At 71.8% G+C, this 21,788-nt stretch carries 19 protein-coding genes; 14 read left to right on the forward strand and 5 right to left on the reverse strand.

The features are described 5' to 3' along the window. Window positions 1-60: 60 nt before the first annotated feature. The gene (locus KGS77_RS27735; RefSeq protein ID WP_242585897.1) at window positions 61-1,410 is read right to left on the reverse strand and encodes a DUF2252 domain-containing protein; all 1,350 of its coding nucleotides are present in this window, start codon (window positions 1,408-1,410) and stop codon (window positions 61-63) included. 224 nt (window positions 1,411-1,634) lie between these two features. Between KGS77_RS27735 and dnaE the strand changes: the two genes are divergently transcribed. Then, complete coding sequence (dnaE, locus tag KGS77_RS27740; RefSeq protein ID WP_242585898.1) at window positions 1,635-5,177, forward strand: DNA polymerase III subunit alpha; 3,543 nt, start codon at window positions 1,635-1,637, stop codon at window positions 5,175-5,177. An 87-nt stretch (window positions 5,178-5,264) separates the two neighbouring features. Here the strand turns inward: dnaE and KGS77_RS27745 are convergent, their stop codons facing one another. Next, on the reverse strand, window positions 5,265-5,441 hold the full coding sequence (locus tag KGS77_RS27745) for a hypothetical protein (RefSeq protein WP_242585899.1): 177 nt from the start codon (window positions 5,439-5,441) through the stop codon (window positions 5,265-5,267). 272 nt (window positions 5,442-5,713) lie between these two features. Between KGS77_RS27745 and KGS77_RS27750 the strand changes: the two genes are divergently transcribed. The 4 genes from KGS77_RS27750 (at window position 5,714) to KGS77_RS27765 (ending at window position 9,864) form a co-directional block, all read left to right on the forward strand. Continuing rightward, entirely contained in the window at window positions 5,714-7,018 is a 1,305-nt protein-coding gene (locus KGS77_RS27750) for an NYN domain-containing protein (RefSeq protein ID WP_242585900.1), read from the forward strand. Between the two features lie 187 nt (window positions 7,019-7,205). Continuing rightward, on the forward strand, window positions 7,206-8,198 hold the full coding sequence (locus KGS77_RS27755; protein ID WP_242587723.1) for an ABC transporter ATP-binding protein: 993 nt from the start codon (window positions 7,206-7,208) through the stop codon (window positions 8,196-8,198). A gap of 113 nt (window positions 8,199-8,311) precedes the next feature. Next, window positions 8,312-9,058, forward strand: a complete 747-nt coding sequence (locus tag KGS77_RS27760) for an ABC transporter permease (RefSeq protein WP_242587724.1) — start codon at window positions 8,312-8,314, stop codon at window positions 9,056-9,058. 68 nt (window positions 9,059-9,126) lie between these two features. Next, the gene (locus tag KGS77_RS27765; protein ID WP_242585901.1) at window positions 9,127-9,864 is read left to right on the forward strand and encodes a DUF2567 domain-containing protein; all 738 of its coding nucleotides are present in this window, start codon (window positions 9,127-9,129) and stop codon (window positions 9,862-9,864) included. A gap of 1,210 nt (window positions 9,865-11,074) precedes the next feature. Here KGS77_RS27765 and ybaK read toward each other — a convergent pair. From ybaK to KGS77_RS27780, 3 genes are all read right to left on the reverse strand, one after another. Beyond that, window positions 11,075-11,596: a Cys-tRNA(Pro) deacylase gene (gene ybaK, locus KGS77_RS27770; protein ID WP_242585902.1), complete on the reverse strand. Its 522-nt coding sequence runs from the start codon at window positions 11,594-11,596 to the stop codon at window positions 11,075-11,077. A 17-nt stretch (window positions 11,597-11,613) separates the two neighbouring features. Beyond that, on the reverse strand, window positions 11,614-12,417 hold the full coding sequence (locus tag KGS77_RS27775; RefSeq protein ID WP_242585903.1) for an LON peptidase substrate-binding domain-containing protein: 804 nt from the start codon (window positions 12,415-12,417) through the stop codon (window positions 11,614-11,616). Between the two features lie 277 nt (window positions 12,418-12,694). Further along, window positions 12,695-14,302 (reverse strand): oxidoreductase, encoded by a 1,608-nt coding sequence (locus KGS77_RS27780; protein WP_242585904.1) that lies wholly within the window; start codon window positions 14,300-14,302, stop codon window positions 12,695-12,697. 326 nt (window positions 14,303-14,628) lie between these two features. Here KGS77_RS27780 and hisD point away from each other — a divergent pair, with 326 nt between their 5' ends. From hisD to KGS77_RS27825, 9 genes are all read left to right on the forward strand, one after another. Continuing rightward, window positions 14,629-15,951: a histidinol dehydrogenase gene (gene hisD, locus KGS77_RS27785; RefSeq protein WP_242585905.1), complete on the forward strand. Its 1,323-nt coding sequence runs from the start codon at window positions 14,629-14,631 to the stop codon at window positions 15,949-15,951. A gap of 8 nt (window positions 15,952-15,959) precedes the next feature. Beyond that, window positions 15,960-17,186, forward strand: a complete 1,227-nt coding sequence (locus tag KGS77_RS27790) for a histidinol-phosphate transaminase (protein ID WP_277994274.1) — start codon at window positions 15,960-15,962, stop codon at window positions 17,184-17,186. Continuing rightward, entirely contained in the window at window positions 17,183-17,776 is a 594-nt protein-coding gene (gene hisB / locus KGS77_RS27795) for an imidazoleglycerol-phosphate dehydratase HisB (protein ID WP_242585906.1), read from the forward strand. Before KGS77_RS27790 ends, hisB begins: the two co-directional genes overlap by 4 nt. Continuing rightward, window positions 17,773-17,937: a hypothetical protein gene (locus KGS77_RS27800; RefSeq protein ID WP_242585907.1), complete on the forward strand. Its 165-nt coding sequence runs from the start codon at window positions 17,773-17,775 to the stop codon at window positions 17,935-17,937. Before hisB ends, KGS77_RS27800 begins: the two co-directional genes overlap by 4 nt. After that, complete coding sequence (hisH, locus tag KGS77_RS27805; protein ID WP_242585908.1) at window positions 17,934-18,578, forward strand: imidazole glycerol phosphate synthase subunit HisH; 645 nt, start codon at window positions 17,934-17,936, stop codon at window positions 18,576-18,578. The genes KGS77_RS27800 and hisH overlap by 4 nt, the downstream gene beginning before the upstream one ends. A gap of 161 nt (window positions 18,579-18,739) precedes the next feature. Then, a complete protein-coding gene (priA, locus tag KGS77_RS27810) occupies window positions 18,740-19,462 on the forward strand; it encodes a bifunctional 1-(5-phosphoribosyl)-5-((5-phosphoribosylamino)methylideneamino)imidazole-4-carboxamide isomerase/phosphoribosylanthranilate isomerase PriA (RefSeq protein ID WP_242585909.1) in 723 nt (240 codons plus the stop codon). 75 nt (window positions 19,463-19,537) lie between these two features. Next, window positions 19,538-19,936: a RidA family protein gene (locus KGS77_RS27815; protein ID WP_242585910.1), complete on the forward strand. Its 399-nt coding sequence runs from the start codon at window positions 19,538-19,540 to the stop codon at window positions 19,934-19,936. Between the two features lie 5 nt (window positions 19,937-19,941). After that, window positions 19,942-20,697: an imidazole glycerol phosphate synthase subunit HisF gene (gene hisF / locus KGS77_RS27820; RefSeq protein ID WP_242585911.1), complete on the forward strand. Its 756-nt coding sequence runs from the start codon at window positions 19,942-19,944 to the stop codon at window positions 20,695-20,697. 268 nt (window positions 20,698-20,965) lie between these two features. Then, window positions 20,966-21,736, forward strand: coding sequence for a LysM peptidoglycan-binding domain-containing M23 family metallopeptidase (locus KGS77_RS27825; RefSeq protein ID WP_242585912.1), 771 nt, complete (start codon window positions 20,966-20,968; stop codon window positions 21,734-21,736). Window positions 21,737-21,788 lie beyond the last annotated feature (52 nt).

The following is a 21,788-nucleotide window of genomic DNA, read 5'->3' on the forward strand; positions in this document are numbered from 1 at the left end:
GGGGCCGTAATCTTCCCCACCGCGGCCCGAGGAGGTCCTCGAAGACCGGGAATGCGGCCGTCAAAGACCGGGAATGCGGCCGTTGCGGAAGAGGTCCACGAAGATCTGGTGGTCCGCGCGGGCCCGCGCCCCGTAGGAGTGCGCGAAGTCCACCAGCAGCTCCGCGAAGCCCTCCTCGTCGGCGGCGATGGCCGCGTCGATGGCGCGCTCGGTGGAGAAGGGCACCAGGGAGTGGCCGCTCTCGTCGTCCGCGGCGGAGTGCATCGTGGCCGTCGCCCGGCCCAGGTCCGCGACGACCGCCGCGATCTGCGCCGGGTCGTCCAGGTCCGACCAGTCCAGGTCCACCGCGTACGGCGAGACCTCGGCGACGAGCTGGCCGGCGCCGTCCAGCTCGGTCCAGCCCAGCCACGGGTCGGCGTGGTCCTGGAGAGCGCGCTGGGAGATGACCGTGCGGTGGCCCTCGTGCCGGAAGTACTCACGGATCCGCGCGTCGGTGACGTGCCGCGAGACCGCCGGGACCTGCCCCTGCTTCATGTAGATGACGACATCGTTCTCCAGGGCGTCGCTGTTGCCCTCCAGGAGGATGTTGTACGAGGGCAGGCCCGCCGAGCCGATGCCGATGCCGCGGCGCCCGACCACGTCCTTGACCCGGTAGGAGTCCGGGCGGGCCAGACTGGACTCCGGCAGCGTCTCCAGATAGCCGTCGAAGGCCGCCAGGACCTTGTAGCGGGTCGCGGCGTCCAGCTCGATGGTGCCGCCCCCGGCGGTGAAGCGGCGCTCGAAGTCACGGATCTCGGTCATCGAGTCCAGCAGGCCGAAACGGGTCAGCGAACGGGCGTCGCGCAGCGCGTCCAGGAGGGGCCCGTCGGCGGTGTCCAGCGTGAAGGGCGGCACCTCGTCGTCCTTGGCGCCGGCGGCCAGGACGTGGACGCGCTCCCGGTAGGCGGCGGCGTAGGTCCGTACGAGACCGGTGATCTGCTCGTCACTGAGCGCCTTGGCGTAGCCGATGAGGGCGACCGAGGCGGCGAAGCGCTTGAGGTCCCATGTGAAGGGGCCCACATACGCCTCGTCGAAGTCGTTCACGTTGAAGATCAGCCGGCCGGTCGCGTCCATGTACGTGCCGAAGTTCTCGGCGTGCAGATCGCCGTGGATCCACACCCGGCTGGTCTGCTCGTCCAGGTACGGGCCGCTGGAGTGCTCCCCGCCCGCGGCGCCCTCCTGGAGGTCGCGGTAGAACAGGCAGGCCGTACCGCGGTAGAAGGCGAAGGCGGAGGCGGCCATCTTCCGGAACTTCACGCGGAAGGCCGCCGGGTCGGCGGCGAGCAGCTCTCCGAAAGCGGTGTCGAAGACGGCGAGGATCTCCTCGCCGCGCTGCGCGGCGTCCTGCGCCGGGACGTGCTGGGACGACATCGCGGGGTGCCTCCTGGGGCAGATCAAGGCCGGACCGCCGCCCGGCGGGATCCGGTGGCGGTGAGTGACGTCACTGACAACGGCCGAGGCTACCCATCAGTGCCCGCCCGCCCGGCCACGGGCCCGCGCGAACCGCTCCGCACCGCCTGGCGGTGTCGGTCCCACGCCGTAGACTTCCACACCGTCCCCATAACCGCCGCCCGCCTGTCCGGAGGTCTCCCGCCGTGGCCAAGCCGCCCTTCACGCATCTGCACGTGCACACCCAGTACTCGCTGCTGGACGGTGCCGCGCGGCTGAAGGACATGTTCGACGCGTGCAACGAGATGGGCATGACCCATATCGCCATGACCGACCACGGCAACCTGCACGGGGCGTACGACTTCTTCCACAGCGCGCAGAAGGCCGGGGTCACACCGATCATCGGCATCGAGGCGTACGTCGCGCCCGAGTCGCGGCGCACCAAGCGGAAGATCCAGTGGGGCCAGCCGCACCAGAAGCGGGACGACGTCTCCGGTTCCGGTGGTTACACCCACAAGACGATCTGGGCGGCGAACAAGACGGGCCTGCACAACCTCTTCAAGCTGTCCTCGGACGCGTACAAGGAGGGCTGGCTCCAGAAGTGGCCGCGTATGGACAAGGAGACCATCGCCCAGTGGTCCGAGGGCCTGATCGCCTCCACCGGCTGCCCCTCGGGTGAGCTCCAGACCCGGCTGCGCCTGGGCCAGTACGACGAGGCCCTCAAGGCGGCCTCGGAGTACCAGGACATCTTCGGCAAGGACCGGTACTTCCTGGAGCTGATGGACCACGGCATCGAGATCGAGCGCCGGGTCCGGGACGGCCTGCTGGAGATCGGCAAGAAGCTCGGCATCCCGCCGCTGGTGACCAACGACTCGCACTACACCTACGCACACGAGGCGACCGCCCACGACGCCCTGCTGTGCATCCAGACCGGCAAGAACCTCAGTGACCCCGACCGCTTCAAGTTCGACGGCACCGGCTACTACATCAAGTCCACCGACGAGATGTACGCCATCGACTCCTCGGACGCCTGGCAGGAGGGCTGCCGCAACACCCTCCTGGTCGCCGAGCAGATCGACACCTCCGGCATGTTCGAAAAGCGCGACCTCATGCCGAAGTTCGACATCCCCGAGGGGTACACCGAAGTCACCTGGTTCCAGGAAGAGGTGCGGCGCGGCATGGAGCGCCGCTACCCGGGCGGCGTCCCCGAGGACCGGCAGAAGCAGGCCGAGTACGAAATGGACGTCATCATCCAGATGGGGTTCCCCGGCTACTTCCTCGTGGTCGCCGACTTCATCATGTGGGCCAAGAACAACGGCATCGCGGTCGGCCCCGGCCGTGGCTCCGCGGCCGGTTCGATCGTCGCGTACGCGATGGGCATCACCGACCTCGACCCGATCGAGCACGGGCTGATCTTCGAGCGGTTCCTGAACCCCGAGCGCGTCTCGATGCCCGATGTCGACATCGACTTCGACGAGCGCAGGCGCGTCGAAGTGATCCGGTACGTGACCGAGAAGTACGGCGAGGACAAGGTCGCCATGATCGGCACGTACGGCAAGATCAAGGCGAAGAACGCCATCAAGGACTCCGCGCGCGTCCTGGGCTACCCGTACGCGATGGGTGACCGGATCACCAAGGCCATGCCCGCCGACGTCCTGGGCAAGGGCATCGACCTGGACGGCATCACCAACCCCTCGCACCCCCGCTACAACGAGGCGGGCGAGGTCCGGGCGATGTACGAGAACGAGCCGGACGTGAAGAAGGTCATCGACACCGCCAAGGGTGTCGAGGGCCTGGTGAGGCAGATGGGTGTGCACGCCGCCGGCGTGATCATGTCCAGCGAGCCGATCATCGACCACGCCCCGGTCTGGGTGCGGCACACCGACGGGGTGACCATCACCCAGTGGGACTACCCCCAGTGCGAGTCGCTGGGCCTGCTGAAGATGGACTTCCTGGGCCTGCGCAACCTGACCATCATGGACGACGCCCTGAAGATGGTGAAGGCCAACAAGGGCGTCGACCTGGAGCTGCTGTCCGTACCGCTGGACGACCCCAAGACCTTCGAGCTGCTGTGCCGCGGTGACACCCTGGGCGTCTTCCAGTTCGACGGCGGCCCGATGCGCTCGCTGCTGCGCCAGATGCAGCCCGACAACTTCGAGGACATCTCCGCCGTCTCGGCCCTGTACCGGCCGGGCCCGATGGGCATGAACTCGCACATCAACTACGCGGAGCGCAAGAACGGCCGCCAGGAGATCACCCCGATCCACCCGGAGCTCGAAGAGCCCCTGAAGGAGACCCTCGGCCTGACCTACGGCCTGATCGTCTACCAGGAGCAGGTGCAGAAGGCCGCCCAGATCATCGCCGGGTACTCCCTGGGCGAGGCCGACATCCTGCGCCGCGTCATGGGCAAGAAGAAGCCCGAGGAACTGGCCAAGAACTTCACCATCTTCCAGGCCGGCGCCAAGAAGAACGGCTACTCCGACGAGGCGATCCAGGCCCTGTGGGACGTTCTGGTCCCCTTCGCCGGATACGCCTTCAACAAGGCGCACTCCTCCGCGTACGGACTGGTCACTTATTGGACCGCTTACCTCAAGGCGAACTATCCGGCCGAATACATGTCCGCACTGCTCACCTCTGTGCGGGACGACAAGGACAAGTCGGCGGTCTATCTCAACGAGTGCCGCCGTATGGGCATCAAGGTGCTACCGCCCAACGTCAATGAGTCAGAGGCGAACTTCGCCGCCCAGGGCGACGATGTGATCCTTTTCGGTCTCACCGCGGTCCGTAACGTCGGTCAGAACGTGGTGGATTCGATCATTCGTTGTCGTAAGGCGAAGGGAAAGTACCTCTCCTTCCCCGACTACCTCGACAAGGTCGACGCCGTCGTCTGCAACAAGCGCACCACCGAATCGCTGATCAAGGCGGGCGCGTTCGACGAGATGGGCCACACCCGCAAGGGGCTGATGGCGCACTACGAGTCGATGATCGACAACGTGGTGCAGGTCAAGCGCAAGGAGGCCGAGGGGCAGTTCGACCTCTTCGGCGGCATGGGCGAGGACTCGGCGGACGACGGCCCCGGCTTCGGCCTCGACGTGGAGTTCTCGGACATCGAGTGGGACAAGACCTATCTCCTCGCCCAGGAGCGGGAGATGCTCGGCCTGTACGTCTCCGACCACCCGCTCTTCGGCCTCGAACACGTCCTGTCCGACAAGGCCGACGCCGCGATCTCCCAGCTCACCGGCGGCGACTACTCGGACGGCTCGATCGTCACGATCGGCGGCATCATCTCGGGCCTCCAGCGCAAGATGACCAAGCAGGGCAACGCCTGGGCCATCGCCACCGTCGAGGACCTGGCCGGCTCCATCGACTGCATGTTCTTCCCCGCGACCTACCAGCTCGTCTCGACCCAGCTCGTCGAGGACGCCGTGGTGTTCGTCAAGGGCCGCCTGGACAAGCGCGAGGACGTCCCCCGGCTGGTGGCCATGGAGATGATGGTCCCCGACCTCTCCGAGGCCGGTGCGAACGCCCCCGTGACGATCACCATCCCGGCCCTGAAGGTCACCCCGCCGCTGGTCGAGAAGCTGGGCGAGGTGCTCACCAGCCACCGCGGCTCCACCGAGGTACGGATCAAGCTCCAGGGCACCCGCAAGACCACCGTGCTGCGGCTGGACCGGCACCGGGTCACCCCCGACCCCTCCCTCTTCGGCGACCTGAAGGTGCTGCTGGGCCCGTCCTGCCTGGCGGGCTGAGGCGCAGGCGCACATGCATCGGGGGGCGCACCCGGCACCGGGTGCGCCCCCCAACCGCTGTGCGCCTCGACCGCCGCCCCCGGAACGTCAGTTGTGGCCGAAGCGCCGCTGATGCTTGCGGGCCACGTCCGCCGGGCTGCCCTGGGCCTGCGCCTGGGGCTGGGCCTGCGCCTCCATCGCCGAGCGCTGGGCTTCCTGCTGACCGCGCTCGGCCGCCGCGGTCCGCTGCTGCTGACGACGGTCCGACTTCTTGCTCTTGGCCATGATCGTGCCTCCATAAGGGACCCCTGGTCCGGATCCGCGACCAGAGTTACACGTCGCGCAGATGCTCGCATTTCGGGCAATTACCGTCAGTAATAAGGGCTCTCACGCGCCGCATCCGAAATTCCCGCCGAATCCGCCACGCCGATGATCGAGTTCGGGCAGTTAACCCCCGCGCGGTCGGGCAGACTCGAAGGAAAGCCGAAGGAAACCTCGTGCCACAGGCCGAGCCGGGGGGCGACCGGACTTCAGCACCTCACGAAAGAGGGTGGAACGTGGATCGCTGCGTCGTCCTGGTGGACGCCGGATATTTGCTGGGGGCCGCCGCGAGCCTGCTCGCCGGAGAGCCCACGCGGTCCCGGATCACCGTCGACCACACCGCGCTCATCCAGGGCCTGCGGCAGCGCGCGGAAGCCGACACCGAGCAGCGGCTGCTGCGCATCTACTGGTTCGACGGTGCCCCCGACCGCGTACCGCAGCCCGAACACCGCCGGCTGCGCGTCATGCCCCGGGTCACCGTCCGGCTCGGTGCCCTGACCCGCAGCGACGGCCGCTGGGCGCAGAAGGGCGTGGACGCGGCCATGCACGCGGAGTTGACCGAGCTGGCCCGTAACCGCGCCTGTTCGGACATCGTGCTGGTGACCGGCGACGGCGATCTGCTGCCCGGCCTGATGTCGGCGAAGGAACACGGCGTCGCCGTCCACCTGTGGGCGGTCCAGGCCGCGGACGGCGACTACAACCAGTCCGAGGACCTGGTCGCCGAGGCCGACGAGCGGCGGGTCCTGGACCGGGCGTGGATCACCCGCGCCGTGCGGCTCAAGGAACTGGGCGGCCCCTGCGCGCCGCCGCCCGCACCGCGGCCCGAGATCGCCGCGATCCTCTCCGCCCCCCTGCCGGAGTCCGCGGTCGCCGCTGCCGCAGCCGCCGCCGCTGCCGCCGGACAGGACGGCGGCGAGCGCAACCACAACCGCAACGGCTCCAACGTCGGCGCCCGGCCGGCGGCCTCCTCCGAAGGCACCGCCCGGGACGGCGGCGAACAGGGCCCCACCGCCGGCAAGGGACTCTCGGCGGTCCCCACCCCCAAGGACCTCGCCGGCCTCGGCCGGGGCCCGGGAGGCCCCGCCGCCCCTGCTTCCCCCGCCGCCTCGCCGACCCCCAACGCCACCCTGCGCTGGTCCTCCGACAAAGGCTGGATCGAACGCGGCGCCCCCGTGGGCGAACCCCCCGAAACGGCCTCCCTGCCGACGCTCGCCCAGCTCACCAGCGCCGAGCAGCGGTGGGCCGACCGGGAAGAGGACATCACCGCCGTCAGCGGCGACCCCTTCGAGGTCGGCCAGGTCTTCGCCCGCCGCTGGACCGATCGCCTCTCCGACACCTCCCACCTCCAGCAGATCTCCACGGAGTACCCCCGCATCCCGCACCGCATCGACGGCGAACTGCTCCGCTACGCGGCCCGCTTCGGCCTGCTGGCCCACAAGGACGACCAGATCGACGAACACGACCGCTACGCGATCCGGGCCGGCTTCTGGCGCGAGGTCGACCTGCGCACCGCCGCGGAACACGCCCCGGCGGGCGACTGATCACGGCACCCCGCCGTCGCGGTACGTTGCGTGCCGGTGCCCCGCTCGTGGGCGAGGCGCTGGGGTGCTGGGGTGCGGGTGCCCCGTTGGTGGGTGGTGACCACCCGCGCCCCACCCACGGGCCCGGGGAACGCGTGGGCGGCCGGTGCGCGTACCCTCGTAGCTCGTGAGGACGGGCGCAAAACAGGTGGACCACGGCGAGCAGGTGTGCGTCGTGCGGGACCTGGTCAAGACGTATCCCGCGGTGCGCGGACGCCGGGGAACTGCGGCGGCGCCGGCCGTACGGGCCAGCGACGGGATCAGCCTGGACGTACGGCGCGGAGAGATCTTCGGGCTGCTCGGCCCCAACGGTGCCGGCAAGTCGACCCTGGTGCGCCAGCTCACCGGACTGCTGCGGCCGGATTCCGGCAGCGTGACCGTACTGGGACACGACATCGTGCGTCACCCGGACCGCGCGGCACGGCTGCTCGGCTACCTGGGGCAGGAGTCGACCGCCCTGGACGAGATGACGGTCTCGCTGGCCGTGGAGACCACCGGCCGGCTGCGTGGCCTCACCGCGGCCCAGGCCCGCGCGGAGCGGGACGCCGTCGTGGACGAGCTGGGCCTGGCGGACATCGCGGGACGCCCGCTGAAGAAGCTCTCCGGCGGCCAGCGCCGACTGGCCTGCTTCGCGGGGGTGCTGGTCGGCGAGCGCCCGCTGCTGGTCCTGGACGAGCCGACGACCGGCATGGACCCGGTGGCCCGCCGCGCGGTATGGGCCGCCGTGGACCGGCGCAGGGCCGAGCGCGGCACCACCGTGGTGCTGGTGACGCACAACGTCATCGAGGCGGAGAGCGTGCTGGACCGGGTCGCCGTCGTCGACCGCGGCCGGGTCATCGCCTGCGACACGCCGGGGGGTCTGAAGGCGCTCGTCGGCGAGGAAGTGCGGCTGGAACTGGTGTGGCGGGACCGTGCCCCGCTGGACGTGCCCGAGGTGGCGGCCCTGGGCGAGTCGGCGCGGGCGGCCGGCCGCCGCTGGACGCTGCGGCTGCCGCCGCAGCAGGCACGCGAAGCGGTGGCCGCGGTGACGGCCGGCCCCGCCTTCGCCGCGCTGGACGACTTCACGCTCGCCACGCCCAGCCTGGAAGATGTGTATCTCGCGCTCGGGGGCCGTACGGAGGAAGGCTTGGTGAAGGCGTGAGTGTGGTTCCCGTGGAGGCGGTGACCCAGGCCGGGGCCCAGGCTGCGGCGCAGGCCGGGTCGCAGACCGGCGCCGGTACGCCCCCGGCGCGGCCCGGCGAGGAGGCCGCGCCCCTGGCCCCGAGGGCCCGGCTGCTGCCCGCCCTCGGAGCCGTCTACCGCGCGCAGCTCTCCCGGGCCCGGGTCGCCCGGATCCCGCTGCTGTTCGTCGCGACGTTCCAGTCCATCGGGATCATGGTGCTGATGCGCGGCGTCGTCGACGGCGGCGACGAGGCGCGGGCCGTGGTGTCCGGGTCGAGCGTGCTGGTCGTGGCGTTCGTGGCGCTGAACCTGCTGGCGCAGTACTTCGGGCAGCTCAGAGCGGGCGGTGGACTGGACCACTACGCGACGCTGCCGGTGCCGCCCGCCGCGGTGGTGCTCGGCGCGGCGGGCGCGTACGCGTCCTTCACCGCGCCCGGCACGGTCGTCACGGCCGTCACCGGCTGTGTGCTCTTCCAGCTCCCGATGGCGAACCTGTGGGTGCTGGTGGCCGTCGTGCCGCTGGCGGGCGCCGCGCTGGCCGGGCTCGGTGCCGCGCTGGGACTGCTGGCTCCCCGGCAGGAGCTGGCCACGCTCTGCGGGCAACTGGGCATGTCGGCGGCGCTGCTGCTCGGTGTGCTCCCGGCGGGCCGGCTGCCCGCGCTCATCGGCTACGCCCGTGATCTGCTGCCGTCCACGTACGGGGTGGAGGCGCTGGCCCGCAGCTTCGACGCGCGGCCCGAGTGGATGGCGATCGGGGCGGATCTGGGTGTGTGTGCGGCGGTGGGCGTGCTGTCGCTGGCCGTGGCGACGTGGGCGTACCGGCGGGCGGCGGTCCGGTGACGGGGGCGGACGGCCCGAACCGGCGTCCTGATGCCGGTCGCGCGACGTCAACCTGGCACGATGACGGGGTGACCGCACCACAGACGCCCCGCAATCAGCCGCCCGAACGATCGTACGACCCTTGGTCCGCGCCCGCCGTCGACGAGGAGAACGCGCCCGTGTCCGGTGAGCCGAACGGCGCGCCCGCCGACGCGCGCCCCCGGGACGATCTGGGACACGACCTGCGCGAGGCAGCGGTGATCGCGTTCCTGGTGGCGGCCTCCGGTGTGCTGCTCGGCGTGCTGTGGGCCTGGCTGGCGCCGCACATCCCGCTGTTCCGGCAGGGCAAGGACATCTACCTGAAGAACACCGAGGGGGAGGAGGCCATCGGCGCGGACGGCACGTTCGTCCTGCTGGCCCTCGGCCTCGGTGTGCTGAGCGCGACGGTGGTCTTCCTCGTCCGCAGGCGCGGCGGCATCCCGCTGGTCGTGGCGCTGGCGGCCGGCGGCCTGCTGGCCTCGGTGGTGGCCTGGCGGACGGGGCTGTGGCTGGGGCCGTCCGAAGACGTCGGCGCCCGCGCCCTCAAGGCCGGCGAGGGTGTGCCGTTCGACGGCCCGCTGCGGCTCCAGGCCAAGGGGGCGCTACTCGCCTGGCCCCTCGCGGCGATGCTGACCCAGCTCGCGCTGACGGGCCTGTTCGGACCGCGTGACCCGGACCCGTACCGCGACCCGATGGTCCCGGACTGGTCGGGCGGACACCAGCAGCACCCGACGCCACAGCAGCACCCGGAACACTCGCAGCCGCCGCCGTCGTCATCGACGGACTGACCGAACGGTCGAATGCCGGCCCGCTGCCGGGGTACACCTGGCAGGCCGGGGCGGGCGCCGGTTCGGTCGGCTGGCCGTACGGTGCCGGGAGTGCCCGGCGGATGTCCTGCGGTCAGCGGGGCGGTGCTGGTCCGGTTGCGGGCGATCTCCCGGGACCGGAACCGAGCCGGGCAGGTGGGCCGAACCGGTCCGGGAGTCCGGCCGGAACCGGGTTGGCCGGGCGGACCCCCGCAGCATCCGGCGCCGCGGCAGCATCCGGAATGCTCGCAGCCGCCGCCGTCATCATCGACGGACTGACCGGACGACCGGACTTCGGCCCTCTGCCGCGCTCACCCAGCCGGACGGGACCTGGGCGGTCGGGCGGATCCGCGCAGCATTCGGTGCCATGGCAGCATCCGGAACGCTCGCAGCAGCAGCGGCCGTCGTCGGCGGACTGACCGAACGGTCGAGTGCCGGCCTGCTGCCGGGCGCACCTGGCAGGGCCGGGGCGGGCCGGGTGGTCCCGGCCAGGGCCGTCCGCACTGCCGGATGCCTGGCCGGCGTGGTCGGGGGCCGGTTCGGCCGGCCGTACGTACGGTGCCGGGAGTGCTTGGTGGATGTCCTGCGGTCAGCGGGGCGGTGCCGGTCCGGCTGCGGGCGATCTCCCGGGACCGGACCGGGCCGGGCCGGACCGAGCGGGGCAGGCGGCTCGAACCGGTCTGGGCAGCCGTCCCGAACCGGTCCGGGAGTCCGGCCGGAACCCGGCCGGTCCGGGCGAGTTCCGGCGCTCGGACCGGTCGGGCCGACGCGTTCGTGCACACCTGCCACGGCCCGTCATGCGCCGGGTCGGCGGCCCCCGTTCTCAGGGCCCCGTCAGGGGCCCCTAACGCCGGCGTCAGGCGGGACGGCGGCCGTGGTTGGCCCGGCCCTTCTTGATGCGCCACTTCCGCTTGCGGGTTCTCTTCGACATGGCGTACCTCCCCCAAGGGTCCTAGCGGAGGCGGTGGACGCCGTAAAGGCTTCGCGCGCCACCGGGAGGCAGGCGGGCGGATGCGGACGCCAAGAGGGCAGGCGTCGGCACGAGCGCCGAGGGAGGACCGGCGCGAACGCCGACAGGGCGCCCGCGTGGACGCCCACCAGGCCATGGCAGGGCACAGGCCGGGCGCCCGGCACACCCCGGCGAACCCGGGCGCCGACGTACCGTCGCCGGGCCCCGGCGGCGGCGCGGCGGTCAGTGGCGGGCGATCGGGGCGAGGACGGCGCCGGTGAGGGCCGCCAGGTCCGCCGGGGAGAGTTCGACCTCCAGGCCGCGGCGGCCCGCCGAGACGCAGACCGTCTCCAGGTCGCGGGCCGAGGCGTCCAGGACCGTACGCAGCCGCTTGCGCTGGCCGAGCGGGGAGATTCCGCCGCGTACGTATCCGGTGCTGCGCTCCGCCGCCGCGGGGTCGGCCATCGCGGCGCGTTTGCCGCCCACGGCTGCGGCCAGTGCCTTGAGGTCCAGGCTTCCGGAGACGGGGACGACGGCGACGGTCAGTGTGCCGTCGACGTCCGCGAGCAGGGTCTTGAACACCTGGTCGGGGGAGACGCCGAGCGCCTGCGCGGCTTCCTCGCCGTACGAGGGGGCGGCCGGGTCGTGCTCGTAGGCGTGCACCGTGAAGGGGACGCCCGCGTCGGCCAGCGCCACCGTCGCGGGGGTGCCGCCGGCGCCGGGGGACTGCTGCTTCTTGGACTTCTTCGGCTTGGCCTTGGACACCGGGAGAGCGCCTCGCGTCAGTTGGGGCTGGTCGGCTGCCGGGTCAGGTCCACGGCCGGCAGCGACGGGAGCTTACCGATCACCGCGGCCTCCTGGCGAAGGAGTTTCAGCTCCTCGGTCAGCCGGCTGGCGGTGTCCGGCGCCTGGAGCAGCCGCTGCTTGGCGGGCACGTCCAGGACGGCCGCGGCGGCGACCAGGTAGGACAGGACGGACGGTTCGTCGGGCAGGTCCTGTCCGCCGGACAGGGTCCGCTCGTTGGCCCAGGCCAGGCGCTTCTGGTAGGTGCGGAAGGCGCGCAGGACGCCGGAGGCGAGCGCGCCGGCGCCCTCACCCTGGATCTCCTCCAGCGCCTCCACCTCGCCCACCAGGTACGGGCCGGAGGCATCCACCGACAGCAGCCGGAAGCGGGTGGTGCCGGTGGCCAGGACCTCGTATCCGGGGCCCTGGGCGCCGGGGCCGGCCGCCGTCCCGAAGCCGCCGCCCGTCGCGGGGCCGCTGCCGTCCTTGGTGCTCTTCTCGCGGATCGTCGCCGCGTCCGCCACGCACCCCACGGTGTGGAAGGCGCGCATCGGGTCGGGGCCGAAGCCCGCGGTGGGACCCTCGGCGGGCCGTACGGTTCCGTCCGGCAGGCCCGGCGCGGTGGGGGCCACCTCGCGGCCGTCGCGGATGGCGACCACGCCGAAGCGGCGTTCGTCCTCGGGCAGCGCGAGCAGATCGCGCATCATCGCCCGGTACCGCGCCTCGAAGATGTTCAGCGGGAGTACGAGTCCCGGGAACAGCACCGAGTTCAGGGGGAAGAGCGGTAGGCGCAGGGAGGTCACAGGCCGTAAGCCTAATGGGCGGTGCGCGGGACGGGACTCATGGGCCGGTGCCCGGACGGGGCGGGAGGAAGCGGGTGGCTGCGGAGGGCGCCGGGGGGCGCACCGAACGGCGCGCCGACGGGCGCGCGCCCCGCGCCCTTGTTGGCGTCGTGGCACGCGGCACGTGGCCCCGCCATCCGGCACGCGGCCCCCGCCACCCGGCACGCGCACCTGGCGCATCTGCCCGCGCGCATCAATCAGGACGCGCCCCCGCGGTTCTTCCAAGCACCCTCCGCCCCTACTGGCGCCGCAGCAGCCGGGACGCGCCCGCCGCCACGGTCGTCGCCAGCACCCAGCCCGCCAGGATCATGATCGCCGCGACCCACTGCGCGGCGCCCCCCGGCTTCCAGGAAGTCTCCTGGTGGAGGTCGATCACCGGCAGCAGCAGGTCCAGCACGTACAGGTACGGGTTCCAGGGCTGGGCCTCGCCGGCATTGACGGCCCGGGGCGGCGACTGGGAGAAGTAGACCGTGCCGAGCGCCCATAAGACGGCCATCCACACCGCCGCCCGCCCCGGCCGGTAGCCGTACGCCACCGTCCAGTCCTGGAGGATGCCCCACGCCTTGGCCGCCAGCGGCAGCGTCTCGCGGCGGCGGCGCTGCTTGGCCAGCAGCGCCTCCCGGGCGTCGGAGTCCTCGCCACTGCGGCGCATCGAGGCGGCCAGCATCTCGTACGGCTCGGGCGCGTACTCCGGGGTGGCCGCGGCCACCCATTCCAGACGCCGGGCCAGCGGGAAGTGCCCGCGCGGTATCAGCGTCTCGTAGGAGAAACCCGCCATCCACAGCCCGCCCAGGCCCGGCCAGCTCGCCGCCTTGTCGACCAGGTTGACCACCCGCGCGCCGGAGAGGATCACCCGGCCCTGCTGCGGGCGCTCGCACAGGAAGCGCAGCTCGGGGGTCTGGATGCGGCGCAGCGACAGTTCCTGGTCGCCCTCCATGAGGAAGCGGGCCTGTTCCAGGTCCACGGCGTCCCCGAACCGCCCGTCGTCCAGCCGCATCCCGCCCTCGCACTCGAAGCGCTGCATGCGCGTCCCGCGGGTGGGGGTGTGCCCGATCCCGTACGGGGGCGTGCCGGCGCCGACCGTGGAGAACGGGGAACTGGCCAGGCCCGCGGCCGTCAGGTACAGGGTGCGCTCGACCGTGAGCTGCGGGGCGTTGAGCGCTCTGCGCCCGTAGGGATTGCTCAGCCGGCTGCCGCGCAGGCTCAGCGAGACGCCGACCGTCGCGCCGCGCAGCGACACCTCTCCGTAGGACTCCAGCATCTCGGCCTGGAGGTCCTGGGCTACGGTCAGGCCGTCGGCCATGACCGACCGGCCCTGGCGGTCCTTGTGCACCACCGTCTGGTTGAGCAGCAGGTCCGTGCCTATGTGGGCGTCGGTGAGCCGGATGCCGGACCGTACGACGCAGCGCGGCAGGTGCAGGTCGCCTTCGGTGTGCAGCCGGGCCGCCTCCAGCCGGGGGACGGCGCAGCCGACGATCCGCAGGGTCGTGAAGCGGCTCTCCGGCAGCAGCACCTCCTTCTCGAAGCGGCAGTCGCGCAGCTCCACGAACGGCTTGACCGTGCCGCCCGCCAGGTCCAGGGTGTCGGTGATGTACGCGCCGGTGAGCTTGAGCGCGGAGACCCGTCCGGGCTGTGCGGGCGGGCTCTCCAGGAGCAGTAAGGCCACCACCCGGGCGCGTACGCTGCGCTCCGGGCCCCACGGGTACCGGCCGTGCGGATCGTCCCTGGCCGCGTCGCCGCTGTGCAGCCGGCAGGTGCTGCCGTTGCGGAACGCCTGCCACATGCTCCACTCCGCCGAGGTCAGCCCCAGTGCGGCCGGCGCGTCACCGGCGTCCGGGGTGGTCACCGCCGTCTCCCCCCTCTTCTCACCGTGGCCGTCCTCTTCTCACCTCTGCCGCCCCTCTTCACCACCGCATCCCCTCTTCCTGATGGCGTCCCCCTTGCCCCGCCGCGCTCCCGAGCCCCCGCCGCGTCTCCCTTGCCCCGCCGCGTCCCCCTCTCACCGTGGCACCCCTTCACCCCGCCGTTCCCGTCCCGTACGCCCATTCCGTACGCCTGTACGGTTCTCTATTCCCACTGCGTGACATCTTGAACACGAAACGTGACGTCGGTCGTGTATCACGACCTGATACTGGCGACGGGCCGCCGCGCCGGGTCTGAGACACTGGAGGGGTGATCTCCCGAATCGACCTGCGCGGTGACGCCCTCCCCGAGGGTGCCGCCCTGCGTGACCTGCTGCCCCGTGCCGAGTTCGACGTGGAAGCCGCCCTGGAGAAGGTGCGGCCCATCTGCGAGGACGTACGCCATCGCGGCACCGCGGCGCTGATCGATTACGCGCGGCGGTTCGACGGCGTCGAGATCGAACGGATCCGGGTGCCCGCCGAGGCGCTCACCCGAGCCCTCGAAGAGCTGGACCCCGCGGTGCGGGCCGCCCTGGAGGAGTCGATCCGCCGGGCCCGCATCGTCCACCGCGAGCAGCGCCGCAAGGACACCACCACCAAGGTCGTCCCCGGCGGCACGGTCACCGAGCGCTGGGTCCCCGTCGAGCGCGTCGGCCTGTACGTACCCGGCGGCCTGGCCGTCTACCCGTCCTCCGTGGTCATGAACGTCGTCCCGGCGCAGGAGGCCGGCGTCGAGGCCGTCGCCGTCACCTCCCCGCCGCAGGCGGAGTTCGGCGGCCTGCCGCACCCCACGATCCTGGCCGCCTGCGCCCTGCTGGGCGTGGACGAGGTGTACGCGGCCGGCGGCGCCCAGGCGATCGCCATGTTCGCCTACGGCACGGACGAGTGCCGGCCGGTCAACCTGGTCACCGGCCCCGGCAACATCTTCGTCGCCTCCGCCAAGCGCCTCCTGAAGGGCCGCATCGGCATCGACGCCGAGGCCGGGCCGACCGAGATCGCCGTCCTGGCGGACGCCACCGCCGACCCGGCGCACGTCGCCGCCGACCTGATCAGCCAGGCCGAGCACGACACCCTGGCCGCGGCCGTCCTGGTCACCGACTCCGCCGAGCTGGCCGCCGCCGTCGAGGCCGAGCTGAAGACCCAGGTGCGGGCCACCAAGCACGTCGAGCGGATCACCGCCGCGCTGGCCGGCCGGCAGTCCGCGATCGTGCTGGTCGACGGCATGGACGCGGGCCTGAAGGTCGTCAACGCCTACGGCGCCGAGCACCTGGAGATCCAGACCGCCGACGCCACCGCCGTCGCGGCCCGGGTCCGTAACGCCGGCGCGGTCTTCGTCGGCCCGTACGCGCCGGTCTCCCTCGGCGACTACTGCGCGGGCTCCAACCACGTCCTGCCCACCGGCGGTTGCGCCTGCCACTCCTCGGGCCTGTCCGTCCAGTCCTTCCTGCGCGGCATCCACGTCGTGGACTACAGCCGCGACGCGCTGGCCGAGGTCGCCCACCACGTGGTGACCCTCGCCGAGGCCGAGGACCTCCCCGCCCACGGCGCGGCGCTGAAGGCCAGGTTCGACTGGAAGGTCCCGCAGAGCAAGTGAGCAGGCACGTGACCGGTACCACTTCCGGACCTGGTACCTCTTCCGGACCCAGCACTCCCTCCGGACCCGACACCCCCTCCGGAGCCGGTACCTCCCCCGACCGGGGCACCGCCCCCGGCCCTGCCCCCTGGGACACACTTCCCATACGCGACGAGCTGCGCGGCAAGTCCCCCTACGGCGCGCCCCAGCTCGACGTCCCCGTACAGCTCAACACCAACGAGAACCCCTACCCGCTGCCCGAGCCGCTGGTCCGGCGGATCGCCGAGCGCGTCACCGAGGCCGCCCGCGGACTGAACCGCTACCCGGACCGGGACGCGGTCGAGCTGCGCACCGCGCTCGCCGCCTACCTGACGCGTACGGCGGGCCACGAGGTCGGCCCCGAGCACGTCTGGGCCGCCAACGGCTCCAACGAGGTCATCCAGCAGGTGCTGCAGACCTTCGGCGGGCCGGGCCGCAGCGCCATCGGCTTCGAGCCGTCGTACTCGATGCACGCCCTGATCTCGCGCGGTACCGGCACCGGCTGGATCTCCGGCCCGCGCAAGGACGACTTCACCATCGACGTCGAGGCGGCCGTGGCGGCCATCGCCGAACACCGGCCCGAGGTGGTCTTCGTCTGCTCGCCCAACAACCCCACCGGCACCGCCGTCGAGGCCGGCACCGTCCTCGCGCTCTACGAGGCCGCCCAGGCCGCCAGGGCCGAGCACGGCGGCGCGATGGTCCTCGTGGACGAGGCGTACGGCGAGTTCAGCCACCGCCCCTCGCTGCTGCCGCTGCTGGCCGGCCGCCGCAACCTGATCGTCTCCCGCACCATGTCCAAGGCGTTCGGCGCGGCCGGGCTGCGGCTGGGCTACCTGGCCGCCGACCCCGCCGTGGTCGACGCCGTCCAGCTCGTACGGCTCCCGTACCACCTCTCGTCCGTCACCCAGGCCACCGCGCTGGCCGCCCTGGAACACACCGACACGCTCCTGAAGTACGTCGAGCAGCTCAAGGAGGAACGCGACCGGCTGGTCACCGAGCTGCGCGCCCTGGGCCTGGAGGTCACCGACTCCGACGCCAACTTCGTGCAGTTCGGCAGGTTCAAGGACGCGCACGCCGCCTGGCAGGCGATCCTGGACCACGGCGTGCTGGTCCGTGACAACGGCGTGCCGGGCCGGCTGCGGGTCACCGCGGGCACCCCGGCCGAGAACGACGCGTTCCTCGACGCGGTTCGCGCAGTGATGAAGGAGAATCGATGACCCGCGTTGGGCGCGTGGAGCGCACCACGAAGGAGACGTCGGTGCTGGTCGAGATCGATCTCGACGGCACCGGTCAGGTGGACGTGTCGACCGGTGTCGGCTTCTACGACCACATGCTCGACCAGCTCGGCCGCCACGGCCTGTTCGACCTGAAGGTCAAGACCGACGGCGACCTGCACATCGACACCCACCACACCATCGAGGACACCGCCCTCGCGCTCGGCGCCGCCTTCCGGCAGGCCCTGGGCGACAAGGTCGGCATCTACCGCTTCGGGAACTGCACGGTCCCGCTGGACGAGTCCCTGGCGCAGGTGACCGTGGACCTCTCCGGGCGCCCGTACCTGGTCCACACCGAGCCCGAGAACATGGCGCCGATGATCGGTACGTACGACACGACCATGACCCGGCACATCCTGGAGTCCTTCGTGGCGCAGGCCCAGATCGCACTGCACGTCCACGTCCCCTACGGCCGCAACGCCCACCACATCGTGGAGTGCCAGTTCAAGGCGCTCGCGCGGGCCCTGCGGTACGCGAGCGAGCGCGATCCGCGCGCCGCCGGAATCCTCCCTTCCACGAAGGGCGCACTGTGAACGGTCTGTCCACCGTCTTCATCCTCGTCGGTCTCTTCCTGCTCGGCGGGGTCATCTCCTTCTGGAAGCAGGGCATGCCCAAGAGCGTGATCACCCTGCTGGGCATCGGCTCCGCCATGTGCCTGGTGGCGGGCATCCTGCGGCTGGAGGTCTGGAATTGAGCACGCCCGCCAAGAAGGTCGTGGTCTTCGACTACGGCTTCGGCAACGTACGCTCCGCCGAGCGCGCCCTGGCCCACGTCGGCGCGGACGTGGAGATCACCGGTGACTACGACCGGGCCATGAACGCCGACGGGCTGCTGGTCCCCGGCGTCGGCGCGTTCGCCGCCTGCATGCAGGGGCTGCGCGCGGCCCGCGGCGACTGGGTCGTGGGCCGCCGGCTCTCCGGCGGCCGGCCCGTCATGGGCATCTGCGTGGGCATGCAGATCCTCTTCTCACGCGGCATCGAGCACGGCGAGGAGACCGAGGGCCTGGACGAGTGGCCCGGCACGGTCGGCCCGCTGAAGGCCGACGTCGTCCCGCACATGGGCTGGAACACCGTCGAAGCGGCGCAGGACTCGCGGCTCTTCGCGGGCCTGGACGCCGCCACCCGCTACTACTTCGTGCACTCCTACGCGGTGCACGACTGGGAGCTGGAAATCGGCAACCCCAACATCCGCGCGCCGAAGGTCACCTGGGCCACCCACGGCGAGCGGTTCGTGGCCGCCGTCGAGAACGGTCCGCTGTGGGCCACCCAGTTCCACCCCGAGAAGTCCGGCGACGCCGGTGCCCAGTTGCTGACCAACTGGCTCGACAGCCTCTGAGCCCCACCGGCGGCTTCCACGGAGGTCCCCCGCGGACCTCCGTACAGGATTCCCGTACAGGATTCGCGTACGGGACGCCCGTACAGGACCGTCGTGCAGGACTCCTGTGCAGGACCGCCGGCCCCCTTGGATCGATTCCTCCGAACGGAAGATCTGACCTGATGACCAAGCTCGAACTCCTTCCCGCCGTAGACGTCCGCGACGGCCAGGCCGTCCGTCTGGTGCACGGCGAGTCCGGCTCCGAGACCTCCTACGGCGACCCCCTCCAGGCCGCGCTGGCCTGGCAGCGGGCGGGCGCCGAATGGCTGCATCTGGTCGACCTGGACGCGGCCTTCGGCACCGGCGACAACCGGGCCGTGATCGCCGAGGTCGCCGGCTCCATGGACATCAAGGTCGAACTCTCCGGCGGCATCCGCGACGACGACACCCTGGCCGCCGCGCTCGCCACCGGCTGCCACCGCGTCAACCTGGGCACCGCCGCCCTGGAGACCCCCGAGTGGGTCGCCAAGGTCATCGCCGAGCACGGCGAGAAGATCGCGGTCGGCCTGGACGTACGGGGCACGACCCTGCGCGGTCGTGGCTGGACCCGCGACGGCGGCGACCTCTATGAGACGCTCGCACGGCTGGACTCCGAGGGCTGCGCCCGTTATGTCGTCACCGACATCAACAAGGACGGTACGCTCCAGGGGCCCAACCTCGAACTGCTCAGGAACGTGTGCGCCGTCACCGACAAGCCCGTCGTGGCCTCCGGTGGCGTCTCCTCCCTGGACGACCTGCGGGCCATCGCGAGCCTGGTGCCGGACGGCGTCGAGGGCGCCATCGTCGGCAAGGCCCTGTACGCCAGGGCGTTCACGCTGGAAGAGGCCCTGGCAGTCGTCTCCTGAAGTGACCGATCGCGAACGACCCGTCCGCCACGTCTGAAACGCCCCGTCCGCCCCGTCTGAAGGGACCACCCCGTCATGACCATCGAGCGCGCGCAGTCCACCAGTCCCTGGGAAGAGACCATCGGATTCGCACGCGCCGTGGCGGCCGGCGACCGGGTGCTGGTCGCCGGGACCATGCCGCTGGTCGACGGGGTGCTGTACGGCGAGGGCGACCCGTACGAACAGACCAAGGTCGCCTTCGCGGGCGCCCTGGCGGCACTGGAGCCCTTCGGCCTGGGCGCCGGCTCCGTCGTGCGGACGCGGATGTACCTCACCCACGCCCGCGACGTGGACGAGGTCGCCCGCGCCCACAAGGAACTCTTCGACGCCGTACGCCCCGTCGCCACGCTCGTCGTGGTCTCCGGCTTCGTGGATTCCCGCGTGCTGGTCGAAGTAGAACTAGAAGCCTTCCAAGACCCCTCCCGAGGAGCCTGACGCACATGACCCTGGCGGTCCGAGTCATCCCCTGCCTGGACGTGGACAACGGCCGGGTCGTCAAGGGCGTGAACTTCCAGAACCTCCGCGACGCGGGCGACCCCGTCGAAATGGCCAAGATCTACGGCGAGGAGGGCGCCGACGAGCTGACGTTCCTGGACATCACCGCCTCCTCCGGCGACCGCGAGACGACGTACGACGTCGTGCGGCGCACCGCCGAGCAGGTCTTCATCCCGCTCACGGTCGGCGGCGGCGTACGCACCCCCGAGGACGTCGACAAGCTCCTGCGCGCCGGGGCCGACAAGGTCGGCGTCAACACCGCCGCCATCGCCCGCCCCGACCTGATCCGCGAGATCGCCGAACGCTTCGGCCGGCAGGTCCTGGTCCTCTCGGTGGACGCCCGCCGCACCGCGACCGGCTCCTTCGAGGTCACCACCCACGGAGGACGCCGCGGCACCGGCATCGACGCCGTGGAATGGGCCCACCGCGCCGCCGAACTCGGCGCCGGCGAGATCCTCCTGAACTCCATGGACGCCGACGGCACCAAGGACGGCTACGACACCGAGATGATCGCCGCCGTCCGCCGGCACGTCACCGTCCCGGTCATCGCCAGCGGCGGCGCCGGCCGCCTCGCCGACTTCGCCCCCGCCGTCGCCGCCGGCGCCGACGCCGTCCTGGCCGCCTCCGTCTTCCACTTCGGCGACCTGCGCATCGGCGAGGTCAAGGAGACATTGAGGGAAGCCGGCCACCCGGTGCGATGACCTGGGCGCCGTCGGCACTTCGGCCGAGACGCCGACGTTCACTCGTACGGGGAAAACCGGCTAGCGCGGCCGGTCGGGTGGAGGGGGCGTTGCGGTCGCGTGACGGGAAGGAAACGTGAGCGGGACTGCGAAGGGAACGGCCCCGGGCATGTAAGGGGCCTATAGGGACAGTCGCTGTTCGATTCCCCTGTGGTGCTTGTGTTCATGGTCGGGGTCTCTCTACCGTGCTCGCGTTCGGTTCCCGGACGCCCACGGAAGGAAACCTCACATGGTGTTCTCCCCGACAGGCCGCCACCGAGCTCCCCGCCGCCGTGGTGGCGCGGGCCGATTACTCACCCGCGCCTCGACCGCCGTCGCCACCCTCGCGCTGCCGGTCGTGGGCGCCTCGGCCGCCTCCGCGCTGGGCGGCGGCGGGACGTACACGGTGGCTCCCGGTGACAGCCTCTCCGGTATCGCCGCCAAGCAGGGAGTCAAAGGGGGCTGGGCCGCCCTCTACGAGCGGAACCGGTCCGTGGTCGGCGGCGACCCGGATCTCATCAAGGTCGGCGTCAAACTGAAGCTCGGCGGCAAGGCCGCCGCACCGGGACAGCGCGCGGCGCGTACGGCCGAGCGGCCCTCGGTGCACAGGGCCGACGCCGGATGGACCGCCGTCCGGCCGGTCAGCGGCGGCTCGCTCACCGCCGGGTTCGGGGCGAGCGGAGGCCGCTGGGCCCACGGGCACACCGGGCAGGACTTCGCCGTACCCGTCGGTACACCCGTCCGGGCCGCCCGGGGCGGCACCGTCGTCAAGGCGGGCTGGGGCGGCGCGTTCGGCTACGAGATCGTCATCCGGCACCACCGCGGTTCGTACACGCACTACGCGCATCTGTCGCAGATCAGGGTGGGGGAGGGGCAGGCGGTCGCGACGGGTGAGCGCGTCGGCCGGTCCGGCGCCACCGGCAATGTCACCGGACCGCATCTGCACTTCGAGGTCCGCTCGACCCCGTACTACGGGTCGGCGGTGAACCCGATGGCCTGGCTGCGCAGGCACGGGGCGTAAGGGACCGGGGAACCGGGACCGGGGGACCGGGACCGGGGACCGTTTTCGGACG

This window comes from Streptomyces sp. MST-110588 (assembly GCF_022695595.1).
Classification (GTDB): domain Bacteria; phylum Actinomycetota; class Actinomycetes; order Streptomycetales; family Streptomycetaceae; genus Streptomyces.